The sequence below is a fragment of the Kineococcus sp. DHX-1 genome, assembly GCF_042473625.1.
Classification (GTDB): Bacteria; Actinomycetota; Actinomycetes; order Actinomycetales; family Kineococcaceae; genus Kineococcus.
The window spans coordinates 4,721,189-4,742,205 of the sequence record NZ_CP170445.1 but is presented as its reverse complement, the minus strand read 5'-3'; the positions used below and the strand labels follow the sequence as shown (position 1 = coordinate 4,742,205).

Annotated in this window: 20 protein-coding genes; 6 read left to right on the top strand and 14 right to left on the bottom strand. The window is 73.8% G+C overall.

What is annotated here, in order from left to right; genetic code table 11:
• Nucleotides 1–2 precede the first annotated feature (2 nt).
• The gene (gene hutH / locus ACFEMC_RS23020; protein WP_380172272.1) at nucleotides 3–1,538 is read right to left on the bottom strand and encodes a histidine ammonia-lyase; all 1,536 of its coding nucleotides are present in this window, start codon (nucleotides 1,536–1,538) and stop codon (nucleotides 3–5) included.
• A gap of 62 nt (nucleotides 1,539–1,600) precedes the next feature.
• Between hutH and ACFEMC_RS23015 the strand changes: the two genes are divergently transcribed.
• The gene (locus tag ACFEMC_RS23015) at nucleotides 1,601–2,377 is read left to right on the top strand and encodes an IclR family transcriptional regulator (RefSeq protein ID WP_380172270.1); all 777 of its coding nucleotides are present in this window, start codon (nucleotides 1,601–1,603) and stop codon (nucleotides 2,375–2,377) included.
• Nucleotides 2,378–2,462: 85 nt separating this feature from the next.
• Here the strand turns inward: ACFEMC_RS23015 and ACFEMC_RS23010 are convergent, their stop codons facing one another.
• Nucleotides 2,463–2,912, bottom strand: a complete 450-nt coding sequence (locus tag ACFEMC_RS23010) for a VOC family protein (RefSeq protein WP_380172268.1) — start codon at nucleotides 2,910–2,912, stop codon at nucleotides 2,463–2,465.
• An 88-nt stretch (nucleotides 2,913–3,000) separates the two neighbouring features.
• Here ACFEMC_RS23010 and ACFEMC_RS23005 point away from each other — a divergent pair, with 88 nt between their 5' ends.
• On the top strand, nucleotides 3,001–3,891 hold the full coding sequence (locus tag ACFEMC_RS23005; protein ID WP_380172266.1) for a dihydrodipicolinate synthase family protein: 891 nt from the start codon (nucleotides 3,001–3,003) through the stop codon (nucleotides 3,889–3,891).
• 26 nt (nucleotides 3,892–3,917) lie between these two features.
• On the opposite strand, the gene ACFEMC_RS23000 is transcribed toward ACFEMC_RS23005, so the two are convergent.
• Genes ACFEMC_RS23000 through ACFEMC_RS22990 form a run of 3 tightly spaced genes read right to left on the bottom strand, consistent with a single transcriptional unit; the run spans nucleotide 3,918 to nucleotide 5,982 of the window.
• Nucleotides 3,918–4,409, bottom strand: a complete 492-nt coding sequence (locus ACFEMC_RS23000) for a VanZ family protein (protein ID WP_380172264.1) — start codon at nucleotides 4,407–4,409, stop codon at nucleotides 3,918–3,920.
• A gap of 4 nt (nucleotides 4,410–4,413) precedes the next feature.
• Nucleotides 4,414–4,989 carry a GNAT family N-acetyltransferase gene (locus ACFEMC_RS22995; protein ID WP_380172262.1) on the bottom strand — a complete coding sequence of 192 codons (576 nt, stop codon included), beginning with the start codon at nucleotides 4,987–4,989 and terminating at the stop codon, nucleotides 4,414–4,416.
• 42 nt (nucleotides 4,990–5,031) lie between these two features.
• Nucleotides 5,032–5,982: an SDR family oxidoreductase gene (locus ACFEMC_RS22990; RefSeq protein WP_380172260.1), complete on the bottom strand. Its 951-nt coding sequence runs from the start codon at nucleotides 5,980–5,982 to the stop codon at nucleotides 5,032–5,034.
• A 187-nt stretch (nucleotides 5,983–6,169) separates the two neighbouring features.
• Here ACFEMC_RS22990 and ACFEMC_RS22985 point away from each other — a divergent pair, with 187 nt between their 5' ends.
• Nucleotides 6,170–7,021, top strand: a complete 852-nt coding sequence (locus tag ACFEMC_RS22985; protein WP_380172258.1) for a helix-turn-helix transcriptional regulator — start codon at nucleotides 6,170–6,172, stop codon at nucleotides 7,019–7,021.
• 9 nt (nucleotides 7,022–7,030) lie between these two features.
• Here ACFEMC_RS22985 and ACFEMC_RS22980 read toward each other — a convergent pair whose 3' ends face one another.
• The 3 genes from ACFEMC_RS22980 to ACFEMC_RS22970 all read right to left on the bottom strand — a co-directional run bounded on the left by ACFEMC_RS22980 (nucleotide 7,031) and on the right by ACFEMC_RS22970 (nucleotide 11,776).
• Nucleotides 7,031–8,629, bottom strand: coding sequence for a GMC family oxidoreductase (locus tag ACFEMC_RS22980; RefSeq protein WP_380172256.1), 1,599 nt, complete (start codon nucleotides 8,627–8,629; stop codon nucleotides 7,031–7,033).
• Nucleotides 8,626–10,242: an APC family permease gene (locus ACFEMC_RS22975; protein ID WP_380172254.1), complete on the bottom strand. Its 1,617-nt coding sequence runs from the start codon at nucleotides 10,240–10,242 to the stop codon at nucleotides 8,626–8,628. The genes ACFEMC_RS22980 and ACFEMC_RS22975 overlap by 4 nt, the downstream gene beginning before the upstream one ends.
• Nucleotides 10,243–10,306: 64 nt before the next feature.
• Nucleotides 10,307–11,776 carry an aldehyde dehydrogenase family protein gene (locus ACFEMC_RS22970; protein WP_380172252.1) on the bottom strand — a complete coding sequence of 490 codons (1,470 nt, stop codon included), beginning with the start codon at nucleotides 11,774–11,776 and terminating at the stop codon, nucleotides 10,307–10,309.
• 149 nt (nucleotides 11,777–11,925) lie between these two features.
• Here ACFEMC_RS22970 and ACFEMC_RS22965 point away from each other — a divergent pair, with 149 nt between their 5' ends.
• Nucleotides 11,926–12,480 carry a TetR/AcrR family transcriptional regulator gene (locus ACFEMC_RS22965; RefSeq protein WP_380172250.1) on the top strand — a complete coding sequence of 185 codons (555 nt, stop codon included), beginning with the start codon at nucleotides 11,926–11,928 and terminating at the stop codon, nucleotides 12,478–12,480.
• Nucleotides 12,481–12,516: 36 nt separating this feature from the next.
• Here the strand turns inward: ACFEMC_RS22965 and ACFEMC_RS22960 are convergent, their stop codons facing one another.
• The 5 genes from ACFEMC_RS22960 to ACFEMC_RS22940 all read right to left on the bottom strand — a co-directional run bounded on the left by ACFEMC_RS22960 (nucleotide 12,517) and on the right by ACFEMC_RS22940 (nucleotide 19,061).
• Nucleotides 12,517–12,978 (bottom strand): OsmC family protein, encoded by a 462-nt coding sequence (locus ACFEMC_RS22960; RefSeq protein ID WP_380172248.1) that lies wholly within the window; start codon nucleotides 12,976–12,978, stop codon nucleotides 12,517–12,519.
• 81 nt (nucleotides 12,979–13,059) lie between these two features.
• Nucleotides 13,060–14,139 (bottom strand): sugar ABC transporter substrate-binding protein, encoded by a 1,080-nt coding sequence (locus ACFEMC_RS22955; protein WP_380172246.1) that lies wholly within the window; start codon nucleotides 14,137–14,139, stop codon nucleotides 13,060–13,062.
• A 32-nt stretch (nucleotides 14,140–14,171) separates the two neighbouring features.
• Nucleotides 14,172–15,803 carry a methyl-accepting chemotaxis protein gene (locus tag ACFEMC_RS22950; RefSeq protein ID WP_380172244.1) on the bottom strand — a complete coding sequence of 544 codons (1,632 nt, stop codon included), beginning with the start codon at nucleotides 15,801–15,803 and terminating at the stop codon, nucleotides 14,172–14,174.
• 214 nt (nucleotides 15,804–16,017) lie between these two features.
• The gene (locus tag ACFEMC_RS22945; RefSeq protein ID WP_380172242.1) at nucleotides 16,018–17,874 is read right to left on the bottom strand and encodes a SpoIIE family protein phosphatase; all 1,857 of its coding nucleotides are present in this window, start codon (nucleotides 17,872–17,874) and stop codon (nucleotides 16,018–16,020) included.
• Between the two features lie 83 nt (nucleotides 17,875–17,957).
• Nucleotides 17,958–19,061 carry a spore photoproduct lyase family protein gene (locus ACFEMC_RS22940; RefSeq protein WP_380172240.1) on the bottom strand — a complete coding sequence of 368 codons (1,104 nt, stop codon included), beginning with the start codon at nucleotides 19,059–19,061 and terminating at the stop codon, nucleotides 17,958–17,960.
• Between the two features lie 86 nt (nucleotides 19,062–19,147).
• On the opposite strand from ACFEMC_RS22940, the gene ACFEMC_RS22935 reads away from it, so the two are divergent.
• Both ACFEMC_RS22935 and ACFEMC_RS22930 read left to right on the top strand, forming a co-directional pair.
• The gene (locus ACFEMC_RS22935) at nucleotides 19,148–19,753 is read left to right on the top strand and encodes a hypothetical protein (RefSeq protein ID WP_380172238.1); all 606 of its coding nucleotides are present in this window, start codon (nucleotides 19,148–19,150) and stop codon (nucleotides 19,751–19,753) included.
• Between the two features lie 73 nt (nucleotides 19,754–19,826).
• The gene (locus ACFEMC_RS22930) at nucleotides 19,827–20,144 is read left to right on the top strand and encodes a hypothetical protein (RefSeq protein WP_380172236.1); all 318 of its coding nucleotides are present in this window, start codon (nucleotides 19,827–19,829) and stop codon (nucleotides 20,142–20,144) included.
• 77 nt (nucleotides 20,145–20,221) lie between these two features.
• Here ACFEMC_RS22930 and ACFEMC_RS22925 read toward each other — a convergent pair whose 3' ends face one another.
• Complete coding sequence (locus tag ACFEMC_RS22925; RefSeq protein WP_380172234.1) at nucleotides 20,222–20,788, bottom strand: hypothetical protein; 567 nt, start codon at nucleotides 20,786–20,788, stop codon at nucleotides 20,222–20,224.
• Between the last annotated feature and the right edge of the window lie 229 nt (nucleotides 20,789–21,017).

Genomic DNA, 21,017 nt, shown 5'->3' with positions numbered 1-21,017 from the left:
CCTCAGTCGATCTCGGTGACGGAGCGGGCGGCGGACACGAGCCGGCCCGAGGCGACGAGGCCCGTGACGGCCTCGATCTCGGGGGCGAGGAACCGGTCGGGGCCGGGGCCCTCGACGACGGTGCGGACGAGGCGCAGGAGTTCTCCCGTGACGGGCGCGGGTTCGAGGGGACCGCGCAGGTCGAGGGCGCGGGTGGCCGTCATGACCTCGATCGCGAGGACGCGGGTCAGGCCGTCCAGGGCCCGGCGCAGCTTCCGCGCGCCCGCCCAGCCCATCGACACGTGGTCCTCCTGCATGGCCGAACTCGGGATCGAGTCGACGCTCGCGGGGACGGCGAGGCGCTTGAGCTCCGACACGATCCCGGCCGCGGTGTACTGCGCGATCATCATCCCGGAGTCGACCCCGGCGTCGTGCGCGAGGAACGGCGGCAGGCCCTGGTTGCGGGCCTTGTCCAGGAACCGGTCGGTGCGGCGCTCGGAGATGCTGGCGAGGTCGGCGACCGCGATGGCGAGGAAGTCCAGCACGTAGGCGACGGGGGCGCCGTGGAAGTTCCCGTTCGACTCCACCCGGCCGTCGAGCGTGACGACGGGGTTGTCGACGGCCGCGGCGAGTTCCCGTTCGGCGACGGCGCGGGCGTGCGCGGCGGTGTCGCGGCCGGCGCCGTGGACTTGGGGGGCGCAGCGCAGCGAGTAGGCGTCCTGGACGCGCGTGCACTCCGGGCCCTGGTGGCTGGCGACGATCGGGGAACCCGCGAGCGCCCGCCGGATGTTCCCCGCGGCGACGCGCTGGCCGAGCTGGGGCCGCAGCTGCTGCAGGTCGTCGGCGAACACCGCGTCGCTGCCCAGGAGCGCCTCGACGGACAACGCGGCGGCGAGGTCGGCCGTCGCGAACAGGACGTCGAGGGTGTCGAGCGCGAGGGCGAGCTGGCCGAGCATCCCGTCGGTGCCGTTGATGAGGGCCAGGCCCTCCTTCTCGGCCAGGACGACGGGTTCCAGGCCGGCGGCGGCGAGGGCGTCGGCGGTGTCGAGGAGTTCCCCGTCGCGGGTGCGGACCTGACCCTCCCCCATGACGGCGAGCGCGCAGTGGGCGAGCGGCGCGAGGTCGCCGGAGCAGCCGAGCGAGCCGTACTCGGTGACGACGGGCGTGAGGTGGGCGTTGAGCAGGTCGGCGTAGGCGCGGGCGGTACGGGCGCGGACGCCGGTGCGGCCGGTCATGAGCGTGGACAGGCGCAGCAGCATCGTCGCGCGCACGACCTCCGTCTCGACCTCCCCACCCGAACCGGCGGCGTGCGAGCGGACGAGGCTGCGCTGCAACGCGGTGCGCTGGTCGGTGGGGATGTGCTTGGTGGCCAGGGCCCCGAAACCGGTGGAGATGCCGTAGTGGGGTTCGACGTCGTCGGCCAGGGCCTCGATGCGGGCGCGGGACTCCTCCACGGCGTCGAGGGCCGCGGGGTCGAGCTCGACGAGGGCACCGTGGCGGGCGACGGCGACGACGTCGGCGACGCTGACCGGTCCGGTGGAGACGAGGACGTTCTTCACGTCCTTCACTCTGCAGCGCGGGCGGCGTCCCGTCAGCGCCCGGCGCGGCGCCGGTGTCCAGGATGCTGGACACTCTGGACGTGGCCACGTCGACGGGTGCGCCGACCGTCGGGGCGGCGCTGCGGATCCTGTCGTTCATGGCGGCGCAGCAGGGTCCGGTCGCCGCGGCGACGCTCGCGCGGGCCCTGGACCTGCCGCGCTCGAGCGTCTACCGGTTGCTCGGCGAGCTGGCCGAGCAGGGTTTCGTCCTGCACTTCCCCGAGGCGCGGCGGTACGGCCTGGGGATCGCGGCCTTCGAGCTGAGCTCGGGGTACGTGCGGCAGGAGCCCGTGACCCGGCTGGGCCGGCCCGTGCTGGCCGCGCTCGTCGACCGGGTCGGGGAGTCCGCGCACCTCGCCGTGCTCGTGGGCCGGGAGGTCGTCTACCTCGTCGAGGAACGCGCACCGCGGCGGCCCGCGCTGGTCACGGACGTGGGGGTGCGGCTCCCGTCGCACCTCACGGCGAGCGGGCGAGCACTGCTGGCGGAACTGCCGAGGGAGCAGGTGCGCGCGCTGTTCCCCGACTCGGCGGCCCTGGACGGGCGGGGCACGACGACGCTGCGGGAGCTGCGGGCCGAGCTGGTGCGGACGCGGCAGCGGGGGTTCGCCGTCGAGGACGGGGAGATCACCGCGGGGTTCGCGTCCGTCGCGGTGGCCGTGACCGACCGCGCGGGGTGGCCCGTCGCGAGCCTGGCCGTGACGTTCGAGAGCGGCGCCGTGGACGGCGCGAGGCGGGAGGAGCTCGTGGCGGCGGTGCGGCGGTACGCCTCGGAGTTGCGGCGGCGCCTGGTCGGGGGGTGAGGCGCGTCTCGACGGGAACGTTGACTCCCCGGTGACGATGATCGACACCGGGGAGTCAACGTTCCCCCTCCCGCGGGGGCCGGTGTCAGCCCTGCGGCGCGGCCAGCTCCAGCGCGATCCCGTCGGGGTCGCGGAACTCGAGGATCCACAGGCCGCCGGCGTCCTTGACGCCTTCGTGCTGCGCGCCCAGGGAGTCGAGCCGGTCGACGGCCGCGTCGAGAGCCGCGCGGTCGGCGACGCCGAAGGCGAGGTGGTCGAGCCCGACCCGGTCTTCGGAGAACGCGTCGTCCGCCGAGGCCACGGGGCGCAGGCCCAGCAGGCCACCGCCGGGGGTGCTGTAGATGACGCCGCCGAAGAGGAACCACAACTTCTCGCGGGTCTCGTCGTCCGCGTCGGCGGGCAGTTCGAAGGCGACGTCCCAGCCGAAGAGGGCGTCGTAGAAGCGGCGCGAGGCGGTGAGGTCGCGAACCGTGAGCCGGACGTGGCTGACCCCGGTCGTGGTGACGGGGGCCGAGGTGCCGGGGGCGGAGGTCATGGCGTCAGGCTGGCACGGGTCCCGGCGACCTGCAGTCCGACGTTCAACCGCTCGGTAGCCTCCGAGGACCGCCACCCTGGGAGGTCCCGTGCTCGGCCCGCTGTCCGCCTTCGTCCTCACCCCCTTCGACGGGGACGCCGTCGACGAGCGGGGGTTCGTCGCCCTCGTGGAGCGCTCGGCGGCCGCGGGCGTCGACTCGATCGGCGCGCTCGGCTCGACCGGCAGCTACGCCTACCTCGAACGGAGCGAGAGGGCCCGGCTCGCGCGAGCGGCGGTCGAGGCGGCGGGCGACGTGCCGGTCGTCGTCGGGGTCGGGGCGCTGAGCACCCGCGAGGTGCTCGCCGTGGTCGAGGACGCCCAGCGGGCGGGAGCCGCCGGCTTGCTGCTGGCGCCGGTCTCGTACCAGCCGCTCACCGACGACGAGGTGTTCGGGCTCTACGAGGACGTGACGGCGGCGGCGTCCGTGCCGGTGTGCGTCTACGACAACCCGCGGACGACCGGGTTCACCTTCACGGACGAGCTGCGCGCGCGGGTGGGGCGGCTGCCCGGCGTGGGTTCCCTCAAGCTGCCCGGGGTGCCGGCGGACCTCGACGCGGCCCGCACCTGGCTCACCGGCCTGCGCGGCGCCGTCCCCGCCGGTGTGACCCTCGGCGTCTCCGGGGACGCGTTCGCCGTGCGCGGGCTGCGGGCCGGCTGCGACACCTGGTACTCCGTCGTGGCCGGGGTGCTGCCCCGGACGTGCCTCGACCTCACCTCGGCCGTCCTGGCCGGCGACGACGAGCGGGTGGATCAGGTCGAGGCGCGGCTGGAGCCGTTGTGGTCGCTGATGGCCGCGCACGGCAGCCTGCGGGTGGCGGCGGCCCTGGCCGAACAGCTCGGGGTCGTGCCGCGGGCGGGGTTGCCGCGACCGGTGCGGGACCTGCCGGCGGACGGACAGCGGGCCGTGGCGGAGCTGCTCGTGGGCGGGGACTGGGGGTAGGCGCTCGGCGGGTGGGCCGGGGGCGGTCAGTCGGCGCGCACGACCTCGCGCCGCCGGGCCAGCCGCAGCACCAGCAGGGCCAGGACTCCCCCGACCACCGACCCGAGGGTGTTCGCCAACCAGTCGTTCGTGTCGCAGGAGCGGCCCAGCGCCGGGACGACGGCCTGCAGCAGCTCGACGAGCGCGGAGGAGGCGCTGCCCGCGACGGTGACCAGGAACCACCGGCGGGTCGCCGCACCGGCCAGGAACACCGGCCCGACGAACAGCACCAGGTTCGCGAACGCCTCGACCCGCGCCGGGGTCGGCCACGCCCACTGCACCTCGCAGCCGGCGACGAGCTCGCGGCTCGTGGGCACCAGCGTCAACGCCAGCAGCGGCAGGACGGACAGGCCCGCCAGGGCCCAGGCCAGCCGCGGGCGCCGGACGAGCCCGGGCCCGACGAGGAGACCGGCCACCACGAGGACCAGCAGCAGGACGGGCGTGACCCAGCGGTGCTCGACGAGGAAGGTGCTGAGCACTGGGTCACACGATCCCGACGTCGCGGCGCGCAGCCCACTCGTGCGCCAGCAGCGCGTACTCGTAGCCGTCGACCCACCCGAGCTCGGCGTGCCAGGAGTCCTGCACACCGTGCTGCTCGCGGCGCATCCCGGCCTTCTCCAGGACGCGGGCCGACGCCGGGTTGTCGGCGTAGCAGCCCGCCGTCACGCGCCGCAGCCCCAGCACGTCGAACGCCGCCGTCAGCAGGCCGCGGGCGAGGTCGGTGGCCAGGCCCCGGCCCCAGACGTCCGGCGTAAGCACGTAGCCGATGCCGGCCTGCGTGCGCGACGGCATCCCCGGCTGGCCCATGCCGTCGACGACGTCGAGGAACCCCAGGCCGACGGCACGGCCGTCGAGGTCGGCGACGCAGGAGAAGTCGGTGTCGCTGCCGGGGACGGCCAGCCACTCGCGGCGGAACGCCTCCGGCTCGGCGTGGGTCTTCAGCATCCAGCGGTTGACGGCGGGGTCGTTGCGGAGGGCGAGCAGCTCGTCGATCTCGTCGGGACGCGGGTCCCGCAGGACGAGCGAGCCGGAGCGGGCGGGCCAGGGGGCGGTCGGCACCCGCCCATCCTGGCAGCGACTGCACCTCGGCCCCCAAGGGCGTCAGACGTGCGCTGCGGCTGCGATGTCCACGCCGACGAGCTCCTGCGACACCTGCCAGACCCGTTGCGCTGCAGCGACGTCGCGCAGGGGCCGGTAGAGGGTCTGCTCAGCGGGCGCCCCGCCCAGGTGCCCGGGGCCACCCGGCCCGAAGAACCGGCCGCCCGACGCCGCCGGGGACGTGGCGGCGAGCACGGCCGGAAGAGCGGCGCTGTCGGCCGTCCCAAGCAGGATCCCGGCGCGCGACAGGGTCCGGATCACCCGGACCGCCGGGGTGTCCCGCTCCCGCCCCATCTCCGGGCGGGCAGCGAGCAGGGTGGTCGGGGCGACGCCGGGGTGGGCGAGGTTGCTCGTGATGCCCCACCCCGCGGCGCGGCTGCGGCGGTCGAGTTCGAGGCCGAACAACCCGAGGGCGATCTTCGACGAGCTGTAGGCGCGCCCCCCGGCGTAGGACCGCTCCCAGTCGAGGTCGTCCCAGTGCACGGCACCGCTGCGGGCCGCGACGCTGACCTGCGACGTCACCCGCGCCCGGCCCCGGACGAGGAGCGGCGCGAGGTGGCCCACCAGTGCGACGTGCCCGAGGTGGTTCGTGCCCAGCTGCAGCTCGAACCCGTCGGCGGTCTCCTGCCGGGACGGGGGCGTCATGACGCCCGCGTTCGCGACGAGCAGGTGGACGGGTTCGTCCTCGGCCAGCAGCTCGCGGCCCAAGGCGGCGACCGACGCGAGCGAGGAGAGGTCGAGGTCGTGCAGGCGCACGCGAGCCCCCGGGACCTCGCGACGGACCTGGGCGAGCGCGTCCTCGGCCCGCCCGCGGTTCCGGACCGGGACGAGGACCTCGGCCCCGGCGGCCGCGAGCCGGCGGACGATGCCGAGGCCGATGCCCGCGGCACCCCCGGTGACGACGGCACGCCGGCCGGTGAGGTCGGGGACGGTGAGGTGCGGGGTGCGGGGCACGACGACTCCTGGGGTGCGGCGGGTGGTGGTCCCCCGAGCCTGCTCGACACCCGGAACCGGAACCAGGACCCGCCACTCCCCCCTCTCCGAGAACCTGGACGCACGAACCAGGGACCGTCGGGTCCTGGCTGCGGTCGCCGCCCCCGGGTAGGAAGGGGGACTCAGTGCCACAGGGGATGGAGGACGGGTGACCGAGCAGGCCATCGACCGCGCCGGGCTGGCGGACTTCCTGCGCCGGCGGCGGGAGGCCCTGCAGCCCGAGGACGTGGGCCTGCCCCGGGGTCAGCGCCGACGCACGTCCGGGTTGCGGCGCGAGGAGGTCGCGGCGCTGTGCCACATGTCGACGGACTACTACACACGGCTGGAGCAGGAACGGGGACCGCACCCGTCCGAGCAGATGACCTCGGCCATCGCGCAGGGTCTGCACCTGACCCTGGACGAGCGGGACCACCTGTTCCGCCTCGCCGGGCACCACCCGCCGACCCGCGGCGCGGACGGGGACCACGTCGGGCCGGGGCTGCTGCGCATCCTCGACCGGCTGACGGACACGGCCGCGGAGGTCGTGACGGAACTCGGCGTGACGCTGCGGCAGACGCCGCTGGGCGCAGCCCTGATCGGCGACACGACGAGGTTCACCGGTCCGGAGCGCAGCCTCGGGTACCGGTGGTTCACCGACCCCACCAGCAGGGAGCGGTACCGGCCGGAGGACCACCCGTACCTCTCGCGGCTGTACGCGTCGCACCTGCGCACGCTCGTCACGCGCCGCGGACCGGACTCCCGCGCCGCCCGGCTCGCCGACCTGGCGCTCGCGCACAGCGCGGAGCTCCGGGACCTGTGGGAGCGGCACGAGGTGGGGTTGCGCCCCCACGAGCCCAAGCACTTCGTCCACCCGGAGGTCGGCGCGCTGGAACTGCACTGCCAGACGCTGCTGGACCCCGACCAGTCCCACCTGCTCATGGTCTACACCGCCGTCCCCGGCACGGAGAGCCACGAGAAGCTGCAGCTGCTCTCCGTGCTGGGGGTGGGCGGCACCGTCTGACGGAGGAACTCAGCCCGCGGCCCTCAGCAGGTCCGAGCACTTCTCCCCGATGGCCATCGTGAGGATGTTCGGGTTCACGGCCGGCAGGAACGGCATGACGGACCCGTCCGCGATCCGCAACCCCTGCACCCCCCGGACGCGCAGTTCGGGGTCGCAGACGGCGAGGGGGTCCGACGCCGGTCCCATCTTCGCGGTCGCGCTCGGGTGGTAGACGGTGTTGTGCGTCTTCTGGGCGTAGTCGGCGATCTCGTCGTCGGTGACGACGTCCTTGCCGGGGGCGAGTTCCGCGCCGGCCCAGCCCGCCATCTCGGCCTGCTCGACGATCCGCCGCGCCAGCCGGATCCCGGCGGTCATGACGGCGAGGTCGTGGCCGTCGGGGTCGGTGAAGTAACGCGGGTCGACCTTCGCCCGGTCGCGGAAGTCGCGCGACCGCAACCGCACCGTCCCGCGGGACTTGCCCTGGGTGACGTTGGGGGTGAGGCAGAACCCGTTGTCCGTCGTGGGGTAGCCCCAGCGGACGGTGTTCATGTCGAACGGCACCGAGCCGTAGTGCATCATCAGGTCCGGCAGCGGCGCGTCCGGAGCGGCGTGCTCCGTCGTGGCGAACACCCCGATCTCCCACCACTGCGTCGACCGCGTCACCATCGGCTGCAGGGCGTCCCAGAACACGAGCCCCTCGACGTGGTCGTCGAGGTTCTCCCCCACCCCCGGTGAGTCCACGAGGACCTCGAGGCCGAACTCCTTGAGCTGCGCCGCCGGGCCGACACCGGAGAGCATGAGCAGCTTCGGGGTGTCGATGGACCCCGCCGACAGCACGACCTCGCGACGGGCACGCACGGAACCGTGGTGGACACCGTCCGGCGCGAGGAACTGGACGCCGGTGGCGCAGAGCGCACCGTCGGGGCCGGGTTCGAGGACGAGCTTCTCCACCCAGTACCCCGTCCGGACCGTCAGGTTCGGGCGGGAGTCCATCACCGGGTGCAGGTAGGCGTGCGAGGTGGACATGCGCGAGCCGTCCTCGCCCGCGTTGATCTGAAACCAGCCGGCGCCGTTGCGCACCGTGCTGCCCCGGTTGAACTGCACCGTCGGCAACCCCGCGGACGCGGCGGCCTGCAGCAGGGCGACACCGCAGGGGTCGTTCGGCGGGATGTCGCGCAACCGCACGGGACCCGACGTCCCGTGGTGCGGACCGCCGGCCGCGTTGTCCTCCAGGCGACGGACGAGCGGCAGGACGCTGGCCGCGCCCCAGCCCGTGCAGCCGAGCGCCTCCCACGCGTCCAGGCCCTCGGCCGGCGGGTGGAAGGCGATGCAGGAGTTGTGCGAGGAACAGCCGCCGAGCACCTTGGCGCGGGCGTGCCGGAGGAAGGAGTTCCCGTTCTCCTGGGGTTCGACGGGGTAGTCCCAGTCGTAGCCGGAGTCCAGCAGGTGCATCCAGTCCTCGAGGACGAGGACGTTCGGGTCCCCCACGTCGCTCGGGCCGGCCTCCAGCAGGCAGACGGTGACGTCCGGGTCCTCGGACAGCCTTGCGGCCACGACGCAGCCGGCCGTGCCGCCGCCGGCGACGACGTAGTCGAACTCCTCGACGGGGGTGGACGTCTGCGAGGTCACTGCGGACCCTCCTTCTCCTGCGGGTCGACGATGGTCGAGCGTCCTGCGGCCGCTCGGCCGGCGGTGAGGTCGACGGGGGTGCTGGCGTGCTCGGCCAGGACGCCGGAGGTGTGGCGCAGGCGCACGCGGTAGTAGAGGATCCCGCCGCCCACGACGACGGCGATGAACAGCAGCGCACCCCACTTCAGGTACCAGTGGAACGGGGCCGCCGGGTTGTACACCTCGCCGCGCGGCCACAGGAGGTTCACCATCATCCCCACGCCCCACAGCACGGCGAGGACGTTGACGGGCAACCCCCAGCGGCCGAGCGTGAACGGAGCACTCGAACCGTCCGGCATGGGGGTGGGCCAGCGGCCGCGCAGCCGGGCGACGAGCAGCGGGACCGTCACGAGCAGGTAGGCGAGGTAGATCATCCCGACGGCCAGGCTCGTGAGGACGAGGAAGATCTGCGGCTGCCCCACGTTCACCACGAGGATGACGATGGCCAGGACCCCGACGACGACGGCCGGGACGACCGGCGTGCGGTGCTTGGGACTGATGCGGGCGAGCTTCGCGCCCGCGGGGAGGTTGTTGTCGCGGGCCATCGCGAACATCATCCGGATCGTCGCGGTGTGCACGGCGAGGGAGCAGACCAGGACGGCCACGACGACGCAGACGAGGAACGGTTTGCCGAACCCCGAGCCGACGGTCGACAGGACGAGGTGCTGCAGCCCACCGTTCGACGACGCCAGCAACGGGTCGTCGAGGTCCGGCACCGACATCAGCCCGAACAGCAGGATCAGGCCGCCGAGGACGAACGAGGCGACGACGGCGCGCAGGACGGCCCGGGGGGCGGTGCGCCGCGGGTCCTTCGTCTCCTCCCCCAGCGAGCTGGCGGTGTCGAACCCGTACATCACGTAGCCCGACGCCAGCGCGGCGACGAGGAACGCCCCGAGGTACCCACCGGAGTGGTCGGTCCCGACGCCGCGGTTCTCCAGGACGACGTCCGGACCGCGGGTGGTGTGGACGGCCAGCAGCACGATGATGACGACGGCTGCGATGAGCTCGACGAACACGCCCGTGGAGTTGATGCGGGACATGAGCTTGACGCCGAACGCGTTGACGAGGGTCGTGAACACGACGACCACCGTGCCGAGGACGACGGCGTTGAGGGCGTAGTCCGTCGCGTCGGTGCCGTCCCCGAAGAACTGGAACCCCGGCCACAGCTGCGGCAGCGTCAGCTGCACCGCGAGGACGACGGCGGCCAGCGTCACGACGGAGGCGACGAGCATCGTCCAGCCCGCCGCCCAGGCCACGGTCGGCGACGCGAGGCGCTTGGTCCAGTTGTAGAGGGAACCCGCCACGCTGTAGCGGCTCGACAGTTCAGCGAAGCAGAGGGCGACCATGAGCTGCCCGACGAACACCGCCGGCCAGGACCACAGGTAGCTGGGCCCGGCCGTCCCGTAGCCGAAGTAGAAGAGCTGGAACGTGCCGGTCAGGATGGAGATGTAGCTGACGCCGGCCGCGAAGCTGGCGAAGGAACCGATGCTGCGTTCGAGGCCTGGTTTGTAGCCGTACTCGTCGAGCCCGTGCGAGTCCTCGCTCGCGGCTGTACCACCACCGCTGGGTTCCACCCGTGCCTCCGTCTGTTCGAAGTGGTGCTCGAAGTTCCTGCTCGTGGTCGGTGCCCGGCGACCCTCAGCCCTGGAACCACCCCGGGGCCGCGGGCCGGGTGGTGCGCCAGACGTGCTTGGTCTCGCGGTACTCCGCGAGACCGGCGGGCCCGAGCTCCCGGCCGTTGCCGGACATCCGCTGCCCGCCCCACTCGGCCTCCGGCACGTAGGGGCCGAAGTCGTTGATCCAGACCGTCCCGTGCCGCAGGGCGGCGGCGACGCGCTCGCCGCGCTCGACGTCGAGGGTCTGGACGGCCCCGGCGAGGCCGTACGTCGTGTCGTTCCCCAGGAACACCGCCTCCTCCTCGGTGCGGAACCGCTCGACGGTGAGGATCGGGCCGAACGTCTCCTCCTGGACGATGCGCATGCTGCGGTCGCAGTCGTCGAAGACGGTGGGTTCGAAGAAGAACCCGCGCTGCAGTTCCGGGGCGTCCGGCCGACGGCCACCCGTCAGGAGCCGTGCGCCCTCCTGCAGCCCGAGTGCGACGTACCCCTCGACCTTGTCGCGGTGCTGCGCCGAGACGAGGGGTCCGCTCTCGACCCCGTCCTCCAGGCCGTTGCCGAACCGGATGCGACGGGCCCGCTCGACCACGCCGGCGACGAGCTCGTCCGCGACGGACTCCTCGACGATGAGCCGCGTTCCGGCCGAGCAGACCTGGCCGGAGTGCAGGAACACCCCCGTGAGGACGGTGTCGACCGCCACCTCCAGGTCGACGTCGGCGAAGACGATGTTCGGGTTCTTGCCCCCGAGTTCGACGGTCACGCGCTTGACGGTGTCCGCGGCCGCCTTCGCGATCGCCTTCCCCGTGGCCAGCCCGCCGGTGAAGGAGACGAGGTCGACGGCCGGGTGGCTCGTGAGCGCCGGGCCCACCGCGCCGCCCGCGCCGAGGACGAGGTTCACGACCCCCGGCGGGACACCGGCCTCCTCGAGCAGCCGCACCAGGTGGACCGTCGTCAGCGGGGTGACCTCGCTGGGCTTGAGGACCACCGTGTTCCCCGCGACGAGCGCGGGCGCCACCTTCCAGGAGATCTGCAGCAGCGGGTAGTTCCACGGGGCGATGAGCGTGCAGACGCCGACGGGGTGGTGCACGACACGGCTGACGACCTCGGGGCGACCCACGTCGACGGTCCGGTCGACCTCGACGACACCTTCCCGGGCGTAGTACCGGAACACGGCGGTGACGTCGTCGACGTCGATGCGGGACTCCGCGAGCGTCTTGCCGGTGTCGAGCGTCTCGGTGCGCGCGATCTCCTCGCGGTCCCGCTGGAGCAGGTCGGCGACCCGGTCGAGGAGGGCGGCCCGCTCGGCGACCGGTGTCCGCGCCCAGGAGCCCTCGTCGAACGCCGTGCGAGCGGCCAGGACCGCCGCCTCGGCGTCCTGCGCGCCGGCCTCGTCGACGACCTCGAACACCTGCCCGTCGAAGGGGTTCACGACGTCGCGGGTCCCACCGGCCGCGGCGGAGCGCCACTCACCGGCGACGAACAGTTCGGGCACGTGGACTCCTGACGGTCTGCGCCGGGCCCGGGGACCCGGCGAGGGACTGGTATGTCAGTGCGTGGGTCAACGTAGGACCGAGGTCCCGGCCGGTCAAGGGTTGGGACGGAGGGGGTTCGGACTGACCGTCCGGTAGGTAACCTGTCGCCGTGGCGACGCGGCGCGCGATCCTCGACGGCACCCTGGACCTGCTGCGGCACGGCGAGCCCGTCACCCTCGACGCCGTCGCGCGGACGGTGGGGATCACCAAACCCGGTGTGCTGCACCACGTGGGCAGCAAGGAAGGGCTGATGCTCGCGGTGGTCGACGACGTCGTCGACCGGTGGGACACGGCGTTGCGGACCGTCCTGGGCGCGGACCCGGACGAGGCCGGGCCGCTGCGGCGGACCACCGCCTACGTCGACTTCGTGCTCTCCACGCGCTTCGACGCCTCGGACGTGGCGGTGTTCGCGGACCCCCGGCTGCGGGAGCCGCTGACGGCGCGCTGGCAGGAGCGGATGGCGACGTGGTTCGACCTGGACGGGTTGCCCCCGCAGGTGCGGGCCCGGTTGCTCGTCGCGCGCATGTGCGCCGACGGGGTGTGGTTCTCGGAGGCGACGTCGCTCTTCCCCGTCCCGGACGAGGAGCTCACGACCCTCGCGGCCGTCCTGCACGACCTGCTGGGGCCGGACGCGCACCGCGGGACGTCGCCGGGGGACGACTGAGCGCGGTGCCCGCCGGCCCCCGGCGACCCCCGGAACTCAGGACAGGGGCAGGCGCTCCCAGTCGCTGGAGAACTCCGTGCCGCTGCGCTTGAACAGCTGCGTCACGGGGCAGCGGCGCTCGGTCTCGTCCCGCAGCGTCGCGAAGGTGGCGTCGTCGGCGTCCGTCTCGACCTTCACCTGGACGGTGACGCGGTCGAAGTTCGCGTTGCCCTCCGCGCCCGCACCGATGACGGCCGGGTTCAGGTCGCCCTGGACGTGGAACGTCCACGCGCCCAGCTGCAGGCCGAGGCCCTTCGCCACGATGCTGCCCGTCACCTGGTTGCACGAGGTCAGCGCACCGAGGGCGTAGCTCAGGGGGCTCGGCGCCGCGTCCTGCCCACCGAAGGACGGGTAGGTGTCGGCCTTGAAGGTGTGCTCGTGCTCGCCGGGGACGGTGAGGTCCTGGGCGACCCCCGTCCCCTGGGCCTGGACGACGAACGGCACGGTCTGCGGGCTCACGGGTGCTCCTCTGGTCGGACGGGTGGGTGAAGCTTCACCCACCCGTCAGGAGGCGGCAAGCGGTCGCGAGCCGGTGTGGCGTCAGCCGATGCCCTGCTGGGCGCAGAGCGTGCTGGCCGCACCCGCGCACAGCGCGTCGGCCGTCGTGTAGCCCGTGGCGAGCACCTTGCTCGTGATCTCCGGCTTGCCGACGGCCTCCGGCTGGAGCAGCACGGTCGGCACCGCGCCGCTGCCGTTGTCCGTCGTCCCCGTCGTCTGCGGCGTCTTCCCGTCCAGCACGTCGGCGACGACCGTGGCCGTCGCGCGGGCCTGAGCCGGGAGGTCCTTGAACACCGTCATCGTCTGCGTCCCGGCCAGGATGCGCTGCAGCGCAGCGGTCTCGGCGTCCTGCCCGGTGATCGGCACGCCGGAGTACCCGGCCTTGTCCAGCGCCTGCAGCGCACCGGCGGCCAGACCGTCGTAGGCGGTGTAGACGCCCAGCAGCTTCCGGCCCCCGAGGGACTTCAGCGCCTCGGTCATCTCGACCTCGGCCTGCGTCGAGCTCCAGCCGGCGACGTAGCGCTCGTCGGCGATCGCGACCTTGCCGTCCAGGACGGAGTGCGCGCCCGCCGCGAACAGGCCGGCGTTGTTGTCGGCCGGGTCGCCCTCGAGCATGACGACGGCGCCCCCGGAGGTGTCCGGGCCCGCCGCGTCGAGGATCGCCTGCGCGCCGAGCTTGCCGACGGCCCCACCGTCGAAGGACACGTAGTAGTCCAGCGGGACGTTCTTCACGAGCCGGTCGTAGGCGACGACGGGGACGTCGGCGGACTTCGCGGCGTTCACGAGGTCGCCCGCCTGCGCGCCGTCGATCGCGACGAGGACGACCGCCTTCGCCCCGGCCGTCACGGCCTGCTGGCCCTGGCTGTTCTGGGTGGCCTGGTCGGCGGCCGTCTGCACGTCGACCACGCAGGTGGGGCAGCGCTCGTGCAGCGCGACGGTGAAGTTCGGGACGTCGTAGGTCAGCGAGCGCAGCGACGTCGACGGCACGAGGAAGGCGATGTGCGGGCCCTCGGCCGGGGCGGCGGCGGTCGTGCCGGTCGTGCCGTCCCCGCAGCCGGCGAGCCCGGCGGCGAGGGTCAGGCCGAGGGCCGCGGCGGACAGGGCGCGGTGGGAGCGCTTCACGGGGTCTCGTCTCCTGCGGGTCAGCGGGCGGGTCAGTAGCGGAAGCCGGCGACGGTGGACCGCATGCGCGCGGTCATCTCCACCAGGTCGCTCACGGCGCGGTCGGACTCGGCGGCACCGAGACCGGTGGAACGGGCGGCGGCGGCGACCGTGTCGATCGTCGCGGCGATCTGGCCGGCACCCGTCGCGACGTCGGCGACGCTGCGACCCATCTCCTGCGTCGTGGCGGCCTGCTCCTCGACGGCGGCCGCGATGGTGCCCTGGTAGTCGCTGATCTCGGCGACGACCGTGCCGATGCTGCCGATCGAGGCGACGGCGTCCTGCACGTCCCGCTGGATGGCGTCGATGCGGCGGGCGATGTCCTCGGTCGCGCGGGCGGTCTGGGAGCTGAGCTCCTTGACCTCCCCCGCCACGACCGCGAAGCCCTTGCCCGCGTCGCCGGCGCGCGCGGCCTCGATGGTCGCGTTGAGCGCGAGCAGGTTCGTCTGCTCGGCGATCGAGGTGATGGTCTTGACGACGTCGCCGATCTCGGCGGACGAGCGGCCGAGCTGGGCCATCGTGTCGCCCGTCGCCGCCGCGACCTGGACGGCGTTGCCCGCGACCTCGGCCGCGCGGGCCGCGTTGGAGGAGATCTCCCGGATCGAGGACCCCATCTCCTCCGCACCGGCCGCCGCGCCCCCGACGTTGGCGCTGACCTCCCCGGCGGCCTGCGCCACGGTGGCGGCCCGGTCGGAGACGTCCTGGGCGCCCTCGGCGATGCGACGGCTGCCGGCCTGGAGCTGCTCCGTCGCGACCGCGAGCGCCGAAGCGTCGTCGTCGAGACCGGACACGGTGCGGCGCATGCTCTCCGTCGCCGCGCCGAGCGCGACGGCCATGCGGCCGACCTCGTCGCGCTGGTCGATGTCGACGCTCGCGGTGAGGTCACCGTCGGCGACCTTGCCCAGGACGTCGACGACGCGACGCAGGGGGCGGACGACGAGGCGCGTGATCCAGGCGGCGAGCAGCACCGACAGTAGGACCCCGGCGACCGTGACGAGCACCAGGACGAGCCGGGCGCGGCCGTCGCTGTGGTGGGCGGCGGCCACCGACCCCTGCGCCGACGTCTGGGAGAGCGTGTCGAGCTGGTCGAGCGCGGCCTCGGCCTTGCCGGCCAGGAGCGCGACGTTGCCGAGGTAGAGCGTCTGGAACTTCGCGCGGTCGTCGACGTCGCCGGACGTGGCGAGGGGGACGAGGAAGTTGTCGCGGGTGCCGCGGTAGGCGGTCCACCACGTGTCGAACGTGGCGACCTGCGTGCGCTGGGCCGGCGTCGTCGCCGCCGCGCGGTAGGTCTCGAGGTGGTCGGCGACGGCCTTGTCATCGGCCGCGATGCGCTGCTGCAGGTCCTGGCGAGCCGCGTCGTCCTGCGCCAGCGCGAGGTTCGCGAGGTCGCGCTGCGCCTGCATCGTCGACGCGCGGACCTGGCCGAGGGCAGCGCCCGGGACGAGGTTCTCGGCGTAGATCGCGTCGGCACGGGAGGTGACGTCGGAGATGCCCTGGAGCCCGACGGCGAGGAGGCCGCCGGCCATGACCGTGGAGGTCGCGATGAGCGCCGCGAGCTTCGTCGCGACCGAGCGGTCGGCGAAGCGGGTCCGCGGCGTGCGGGTACGGGCGGTGGGGGACGGCATGGGGTTCGGGCTCCTCGGACCGGCGGTGGTCGCCGGGCCCCTTGCTCGGCCGGCGATCGTTTCATCGGCCGTCACCGCCCGGACATGACCCGGACACCCCGTCTCCCGGCGCGACGACGGGATCGACTCCCGGAAGTCCCGCCCGGTGACGGTGGGGCCGACGGCTGCGACGCACCCGGCCGTGCGCCCGGCCCACCTGCGGCCGGTCCTGACGTCAGGTGTCGGCGGCTCCGGGCGGCCGCGCGTCAGCGGGCCCGTCCTGCCGGTGCAGGCGCACCGCCAGGAGCGCGACGTCGTCCTCGGGCCGCTCCGGCAGGACCCGTTCCAGCAACTCGTCGCAGAGCGCCTCCAGCGTCAGGTCGCGCCGGACGCAGTCCTCCAGCACCGCCGTCAGGCGGGTGAGGCCCTCGTCCAGTCCCTCGCCACGGCGCTCCACGAGGCCGTCCGTGCAGAAGACCAGCGTCGACCCCGCCTCCAGGTCGACGACGGAGTCACCGCGGGGCGCGTCGGGCAGCACCCCCAGGAGCAGGTCCGCGGTCCGTGCGTGCAGCAGGGAGACCTGCCCCGACGGCGTGACGAGCACCGGGGGCGGGTGTCCCGCGTTGCTCCACACCAGCCGGCGGGCCCCTCGCCCGGCCTCGTCCACCGTCTGCTCCAGACGTGCCACGACCGCGGTCGCGGTCGTCCCCACCTGCAGGTCGACCATCGCGCGGTCGACCCCCGCGAGCACTGCGGCGGGACCGGCGCCGGTCGCCACCGCGACCCCTCGCAGCAGGGTCCGCACCTGCGCCATCGACGCGGCCGCCTCGGTGTCGTGCCCGAGGACGTCGCCGATGGTGAAGGTCGTCGCGCCGCCCGGCTGGACGAACGAGTCGTACCAGTCCCCACCGATCCGGGCTGCCTCCGCCGCGGGCGTGTACCTGACCGCGACCTCGAGGTGGTCCGGTGAGGCCGGCGCCGTCAGCAGCGAGCGCTGCAGGGTCTCGGCGAGTTCGCGCTGCTGGCGGTGGAGCCGGGCGTTGTCGAGCGCCAGCCCGGCCCGGCCGGCGATGTCGGTCGCGGTGGCGGTCTCCTCGGCCGTGATGGGGCTGCGGGCGGCGCCGTTGGCCAGCACCAGCGCACCGAGGGTCCGCCCGCGCGCCCGCAGGGGCAGCGTGAGGAGCGACTCCGGGGCCAGCTCGGCCACGAGGTCGCGCGCCCGCCCCGGCTCCAGCACGGAGAGCAGGTGCTCCGTGGCCCCGGCCGCGCGGACCTGCGCACGCCCGGTGGACAGGGCGGCGTCCAGCAACGACCCGGGGCGCAGGACGCTCAGACGGGTGGCCGCGTACTCGGCGACGAGCGGTCGCGCCGCGTCCTCGGCGTGCCAGCTGCCGACGTCACGCAGAGCGCGGACCGAGCCGCGCCGCTGCTCGGTGACCAGGCTGACGATGCACCAGTCGGCGAGCTGGGGGACCACCAACCGGGCCAGCCGACCGACCGCCTCCTCGGCGTCCAGCGTGGCCGTCAGCTCGCTCGTGACGCGGGCCAGGAGTTCGGCGCGACGCGTCGCCCGACCGAGGTGGGCGACGAGTTCCTCCAGCTCGCGGGTGCGGGCGAACAGGTCCTGCTCGACCCGGTCGGCCCGTTCGCGCAGGCGGTCGCTCAGCTCCTTCGACGCCTTCGCCGCCTCCCGGGCCCGCACGTACTCGGTGATGTCGTCGGCCCGGTGCAGCAGGAAGGCGACCCCGCCGCGGTCGTCGAGGACGGGGACGTTGCGCGGGCTCCAGTACCGCTCCTCGTAGGTCCCCTCGGGCCTGCGCAGGTCGTACCGCTGCACCGCCATGGTGTGCGGACGACGGGTCGCGAGCACCTGCGTCAGCGACTGGCCCAGGTTCACCACCCCGTCCGCCGCCTCGTCCGCGGGGTCCGCGGGGAAGGCGTCGAAGAGGTGGCGACCGACGGTGTCCTCGAGCGTTCTGCCGGTGGCCTCCGCGCGCGCCCGGTTGGCCCGCACGATCACGAGGTCCGGGGTCAGCAGGAGCAGCGGAACCGGCATCTCGTCGAAGACCCGCTCGAAGTCGGGCGCGGGCACCGGGCGCAACCGTCCGTCCTCCTGCTCACCGAGGTGAGACACGAAGTCCCCGACGTCCTGACCCTGGCACGCTCAGCGCGTCGTCAGGTCCAGTACAGGTAGCGCGCGGCGGAGAGGCGTTCGGCGAGAGCCCCCTCGAACCACCCGCGCAGCTCGCGCATCGTGTCGCGGTCGTAGACGTACTTCACCGCGCCGAACTTCCCGTGCTTGCGGCTGCGCGTGAACTCGTCGAGGTCGAGCTTCGTCGCCGGGTACCAGCCGAGCTGGACGTCCTTGCTCTTCGGGGTGAACCGGTGGGTGATGCACTCGACCGTGAGGTCCGCGTCGGCGGGGAGCTCCGCCGCGGCCGCGTCGAGGAGGTCGCCGTACGCGGTGCGCCAGTCGTCGACGGGCATGATCGGGGCGATCGTCAGGCCGACGGGGTACCCCGCGCGGGCGAGCCGGCCGAGCGCGCGCAACCGGGCCGGGACGCGAGCCGTGCCGCCCTCGAACCGTTCGACGCCGGCGACGTTCACGGACGCCCGGACGCGGGTGCGGCCGTGGTGGGGCAGGCCGAGCAGTCCGTCGACGTCGTCGTACTTCGTCGTCAGGCGCAGCTGCACCGGACCCGCCCAGTCGTGCGTCCCGAAGTGCTCGACCGTCGCGGCGAGGGAACCCGTGACGTGTTCGAGCGCCAGCGGATCGGTGTAGCAGGAGGCCTCGAACGTCGTGCCCTCGTGCCCGCGGGCCTCGGTCCCCGACGTGACGCCTCCCGTCCCGACGACCTCGTCCAGGCCGGCCAGGATCCGCGGGAGGTCGGCGTAGACGCGGGTGATCGGCGGCCCCGTGAGCGACCCGGCGAGGTAGCAGTACTGGCAGTGGCCCGGACAGCCCTCGGCGAGCGGGAAGGAGAAGTCGGCGCTCGGCGGGATGGGGGTCGGCCGGCGCTTGGACGCGGCACTCGTGACGACGGCGAGCGTGCGCTTCGCGCGGGCGTACGTCTCGCGGTCGTCCTTCCCCCGCAGGGGCGGGAGCCGGTCGCCGGACAGCAGGCGGACGTTGTCGACGCCGGCGGCGGCCAGGCGCTCGAGGATCGCCTGGCCGTGGGGTTCGGCCTGGGCGGAGGCGGTGACGAGGACGTGCCGCGGGCGCCACAGGACGGGGCCGCGGGTGGGGTTCGGGAGCGAGGTCGGGGCGCTGGTGGCCATCACCCAGTGCAACCCGCTGCCGACGGCTGGGCATCCCGGAGCCGACGGTGACGTGTGCCACCGGTCGTCCGGGGAACACCTCAGACGTGCGTCCCTCCCCGCCGTCCCGGCTCCTCCGCCACGGGTTCCGCTGCCTCGCCCGAGCCCGGTCGGCGCGGGCTCTGCACCCCCGGGGCGACGTCTGGGCGGGGACCGTCCTGCGGCACGGGCTGAGCCCGGTCACCGGTGTGCCGTGGATCGACGCCCCGGGCCGGGACAGCGCCCTGGTGCGGCTGTCCCGCGGTGCCGGGCTGCCCCCGCCCTGGCCGGACGTGCTGGGTCTCGCGCTGCGCGTCCGGTCCCCCGGGGGCGATCCGTGGGACCTGCTCCTGTCCACCACGCTCGGGCGGCGGGTCCCGTGGCCGCGACGCGCCCCCGAAGGCGGGGTGCACTCGAGCATCGCCGCGTTCCGCGCCCCGGCCGGGCCGTTGCTGGTGGGGGCGCGGTTCCGGGGAGGGCGGTTCCTGCTGGCCGTCGCCGCGCCGCGCGGGCCGTGGCGGCCGTTCGCCGAACTCGTCCTGCAGGAACAGGTCGACGTGGACGTCACGTTCGAACCCGTCCTGAACCCGCCGACCGGCCTCGTGGTGCCGGACGGGTGGCGGCGGCTGCGGGAACCCGCCTACGCAGGGTCCCGTGAGGGTCGCGGCGCCTGAGGACGGACGAGGGGGCGGAGCGCGGTGCCATGCTCTGGCGGACGGAGGTGGTCGAGCCGACGGGAGGCAGCAGGTGGCACGCGGGCGCATCCCCCAACGCGATGAGAACGGCGAGGAGGACTGGAGCGTCATGCGGGTCGACCTCGGCTTCGAGGTGCCCGACCACGTGCTGGAGCACGCCCCCTCCCTGAGAGGCGGTGTGCCTCGCCGCTTCGCGAGGTACCCCGGCGTGGAAGGCCGCGACCTCGTCGACTTCCTCGTGGACAACGGCGTTCGAGTCGGCGCTCACGATGCGACCACTGCCGACCAGGTCGCCCGGGACCTCGACCCCACCACGGTCTTGACGCTGTTGTCCTGGGTGCGACGGGCATCTGCCGCCCGACCCACCTGACGCTCGGTCACGGCGTTGGTCAGGACGACGCGACGTCACGGTCTTGCCGATCTGCGCGAGTCAGCGCCGGACCCTGCTTACGGCTCGTACCCGGGGATCAGGACCGGCCGGGGAGCCTGGGCCCAGGTACCCCAGCTCTCCACCTCCCCCGACTCCCACACCGCCGCGAGCGGGGCGGGAACCGACGCCGCCTCGGCCGCGACTTCCCAGGCGAGCAGTACGTGACCGATCGCTGTGACCGGGAAGCTCGCACCGGCGACCTGCACCGCCTCAACGTGCCGCGGAACACGAAGATGACGACGGTTGAAGATCACCCCGGAGGGCAGGATGTGGGTCATCGTCGTGAGCGTCACGTAAGGCCCACCGTTGATCGCGAGGAAGTCCTCCTTGGCGGGGCTCGGACCGGCGGCGATAAGTGCGTCCGCGGGGTTCAAGTGCGGTCCGGTCCACTCCTGCCGGTCCAGTTGCTGCCCGTCGTGACGCAGGACGGTCCGGGTCACCCAGCGGACCTCGTCATGCGTGGGGGACACGTACCCGTGGGTGATGACGGCCGCGGACTGCGTGAGCGCGGTCAGCGTCTGCAGCACCTTGGTGCCGTGGGGAGGTTCGGCGGGGTGCGACGCGAGGAGGTCGTCGATCGTCACGAGGTGACCTTTCCGGCGGATCGAGCAGGGGCTGGAACATCGTGGAACTGCGACCGGTCGGTCGTCATCAGGGACATCCCTGATCTTTGATGGTGGCGGGCGACCTCACGGTCATCCCGCGGTGCGCGCGCACTCAGGTCAGGCGGTGACCTCGGCCTGGTTGCCCTGGTCGTCGTCCCCATCGCCTCCGACCCGGAGGCCGGCGCCCTCGCCGTCGTCCTCCGTATCG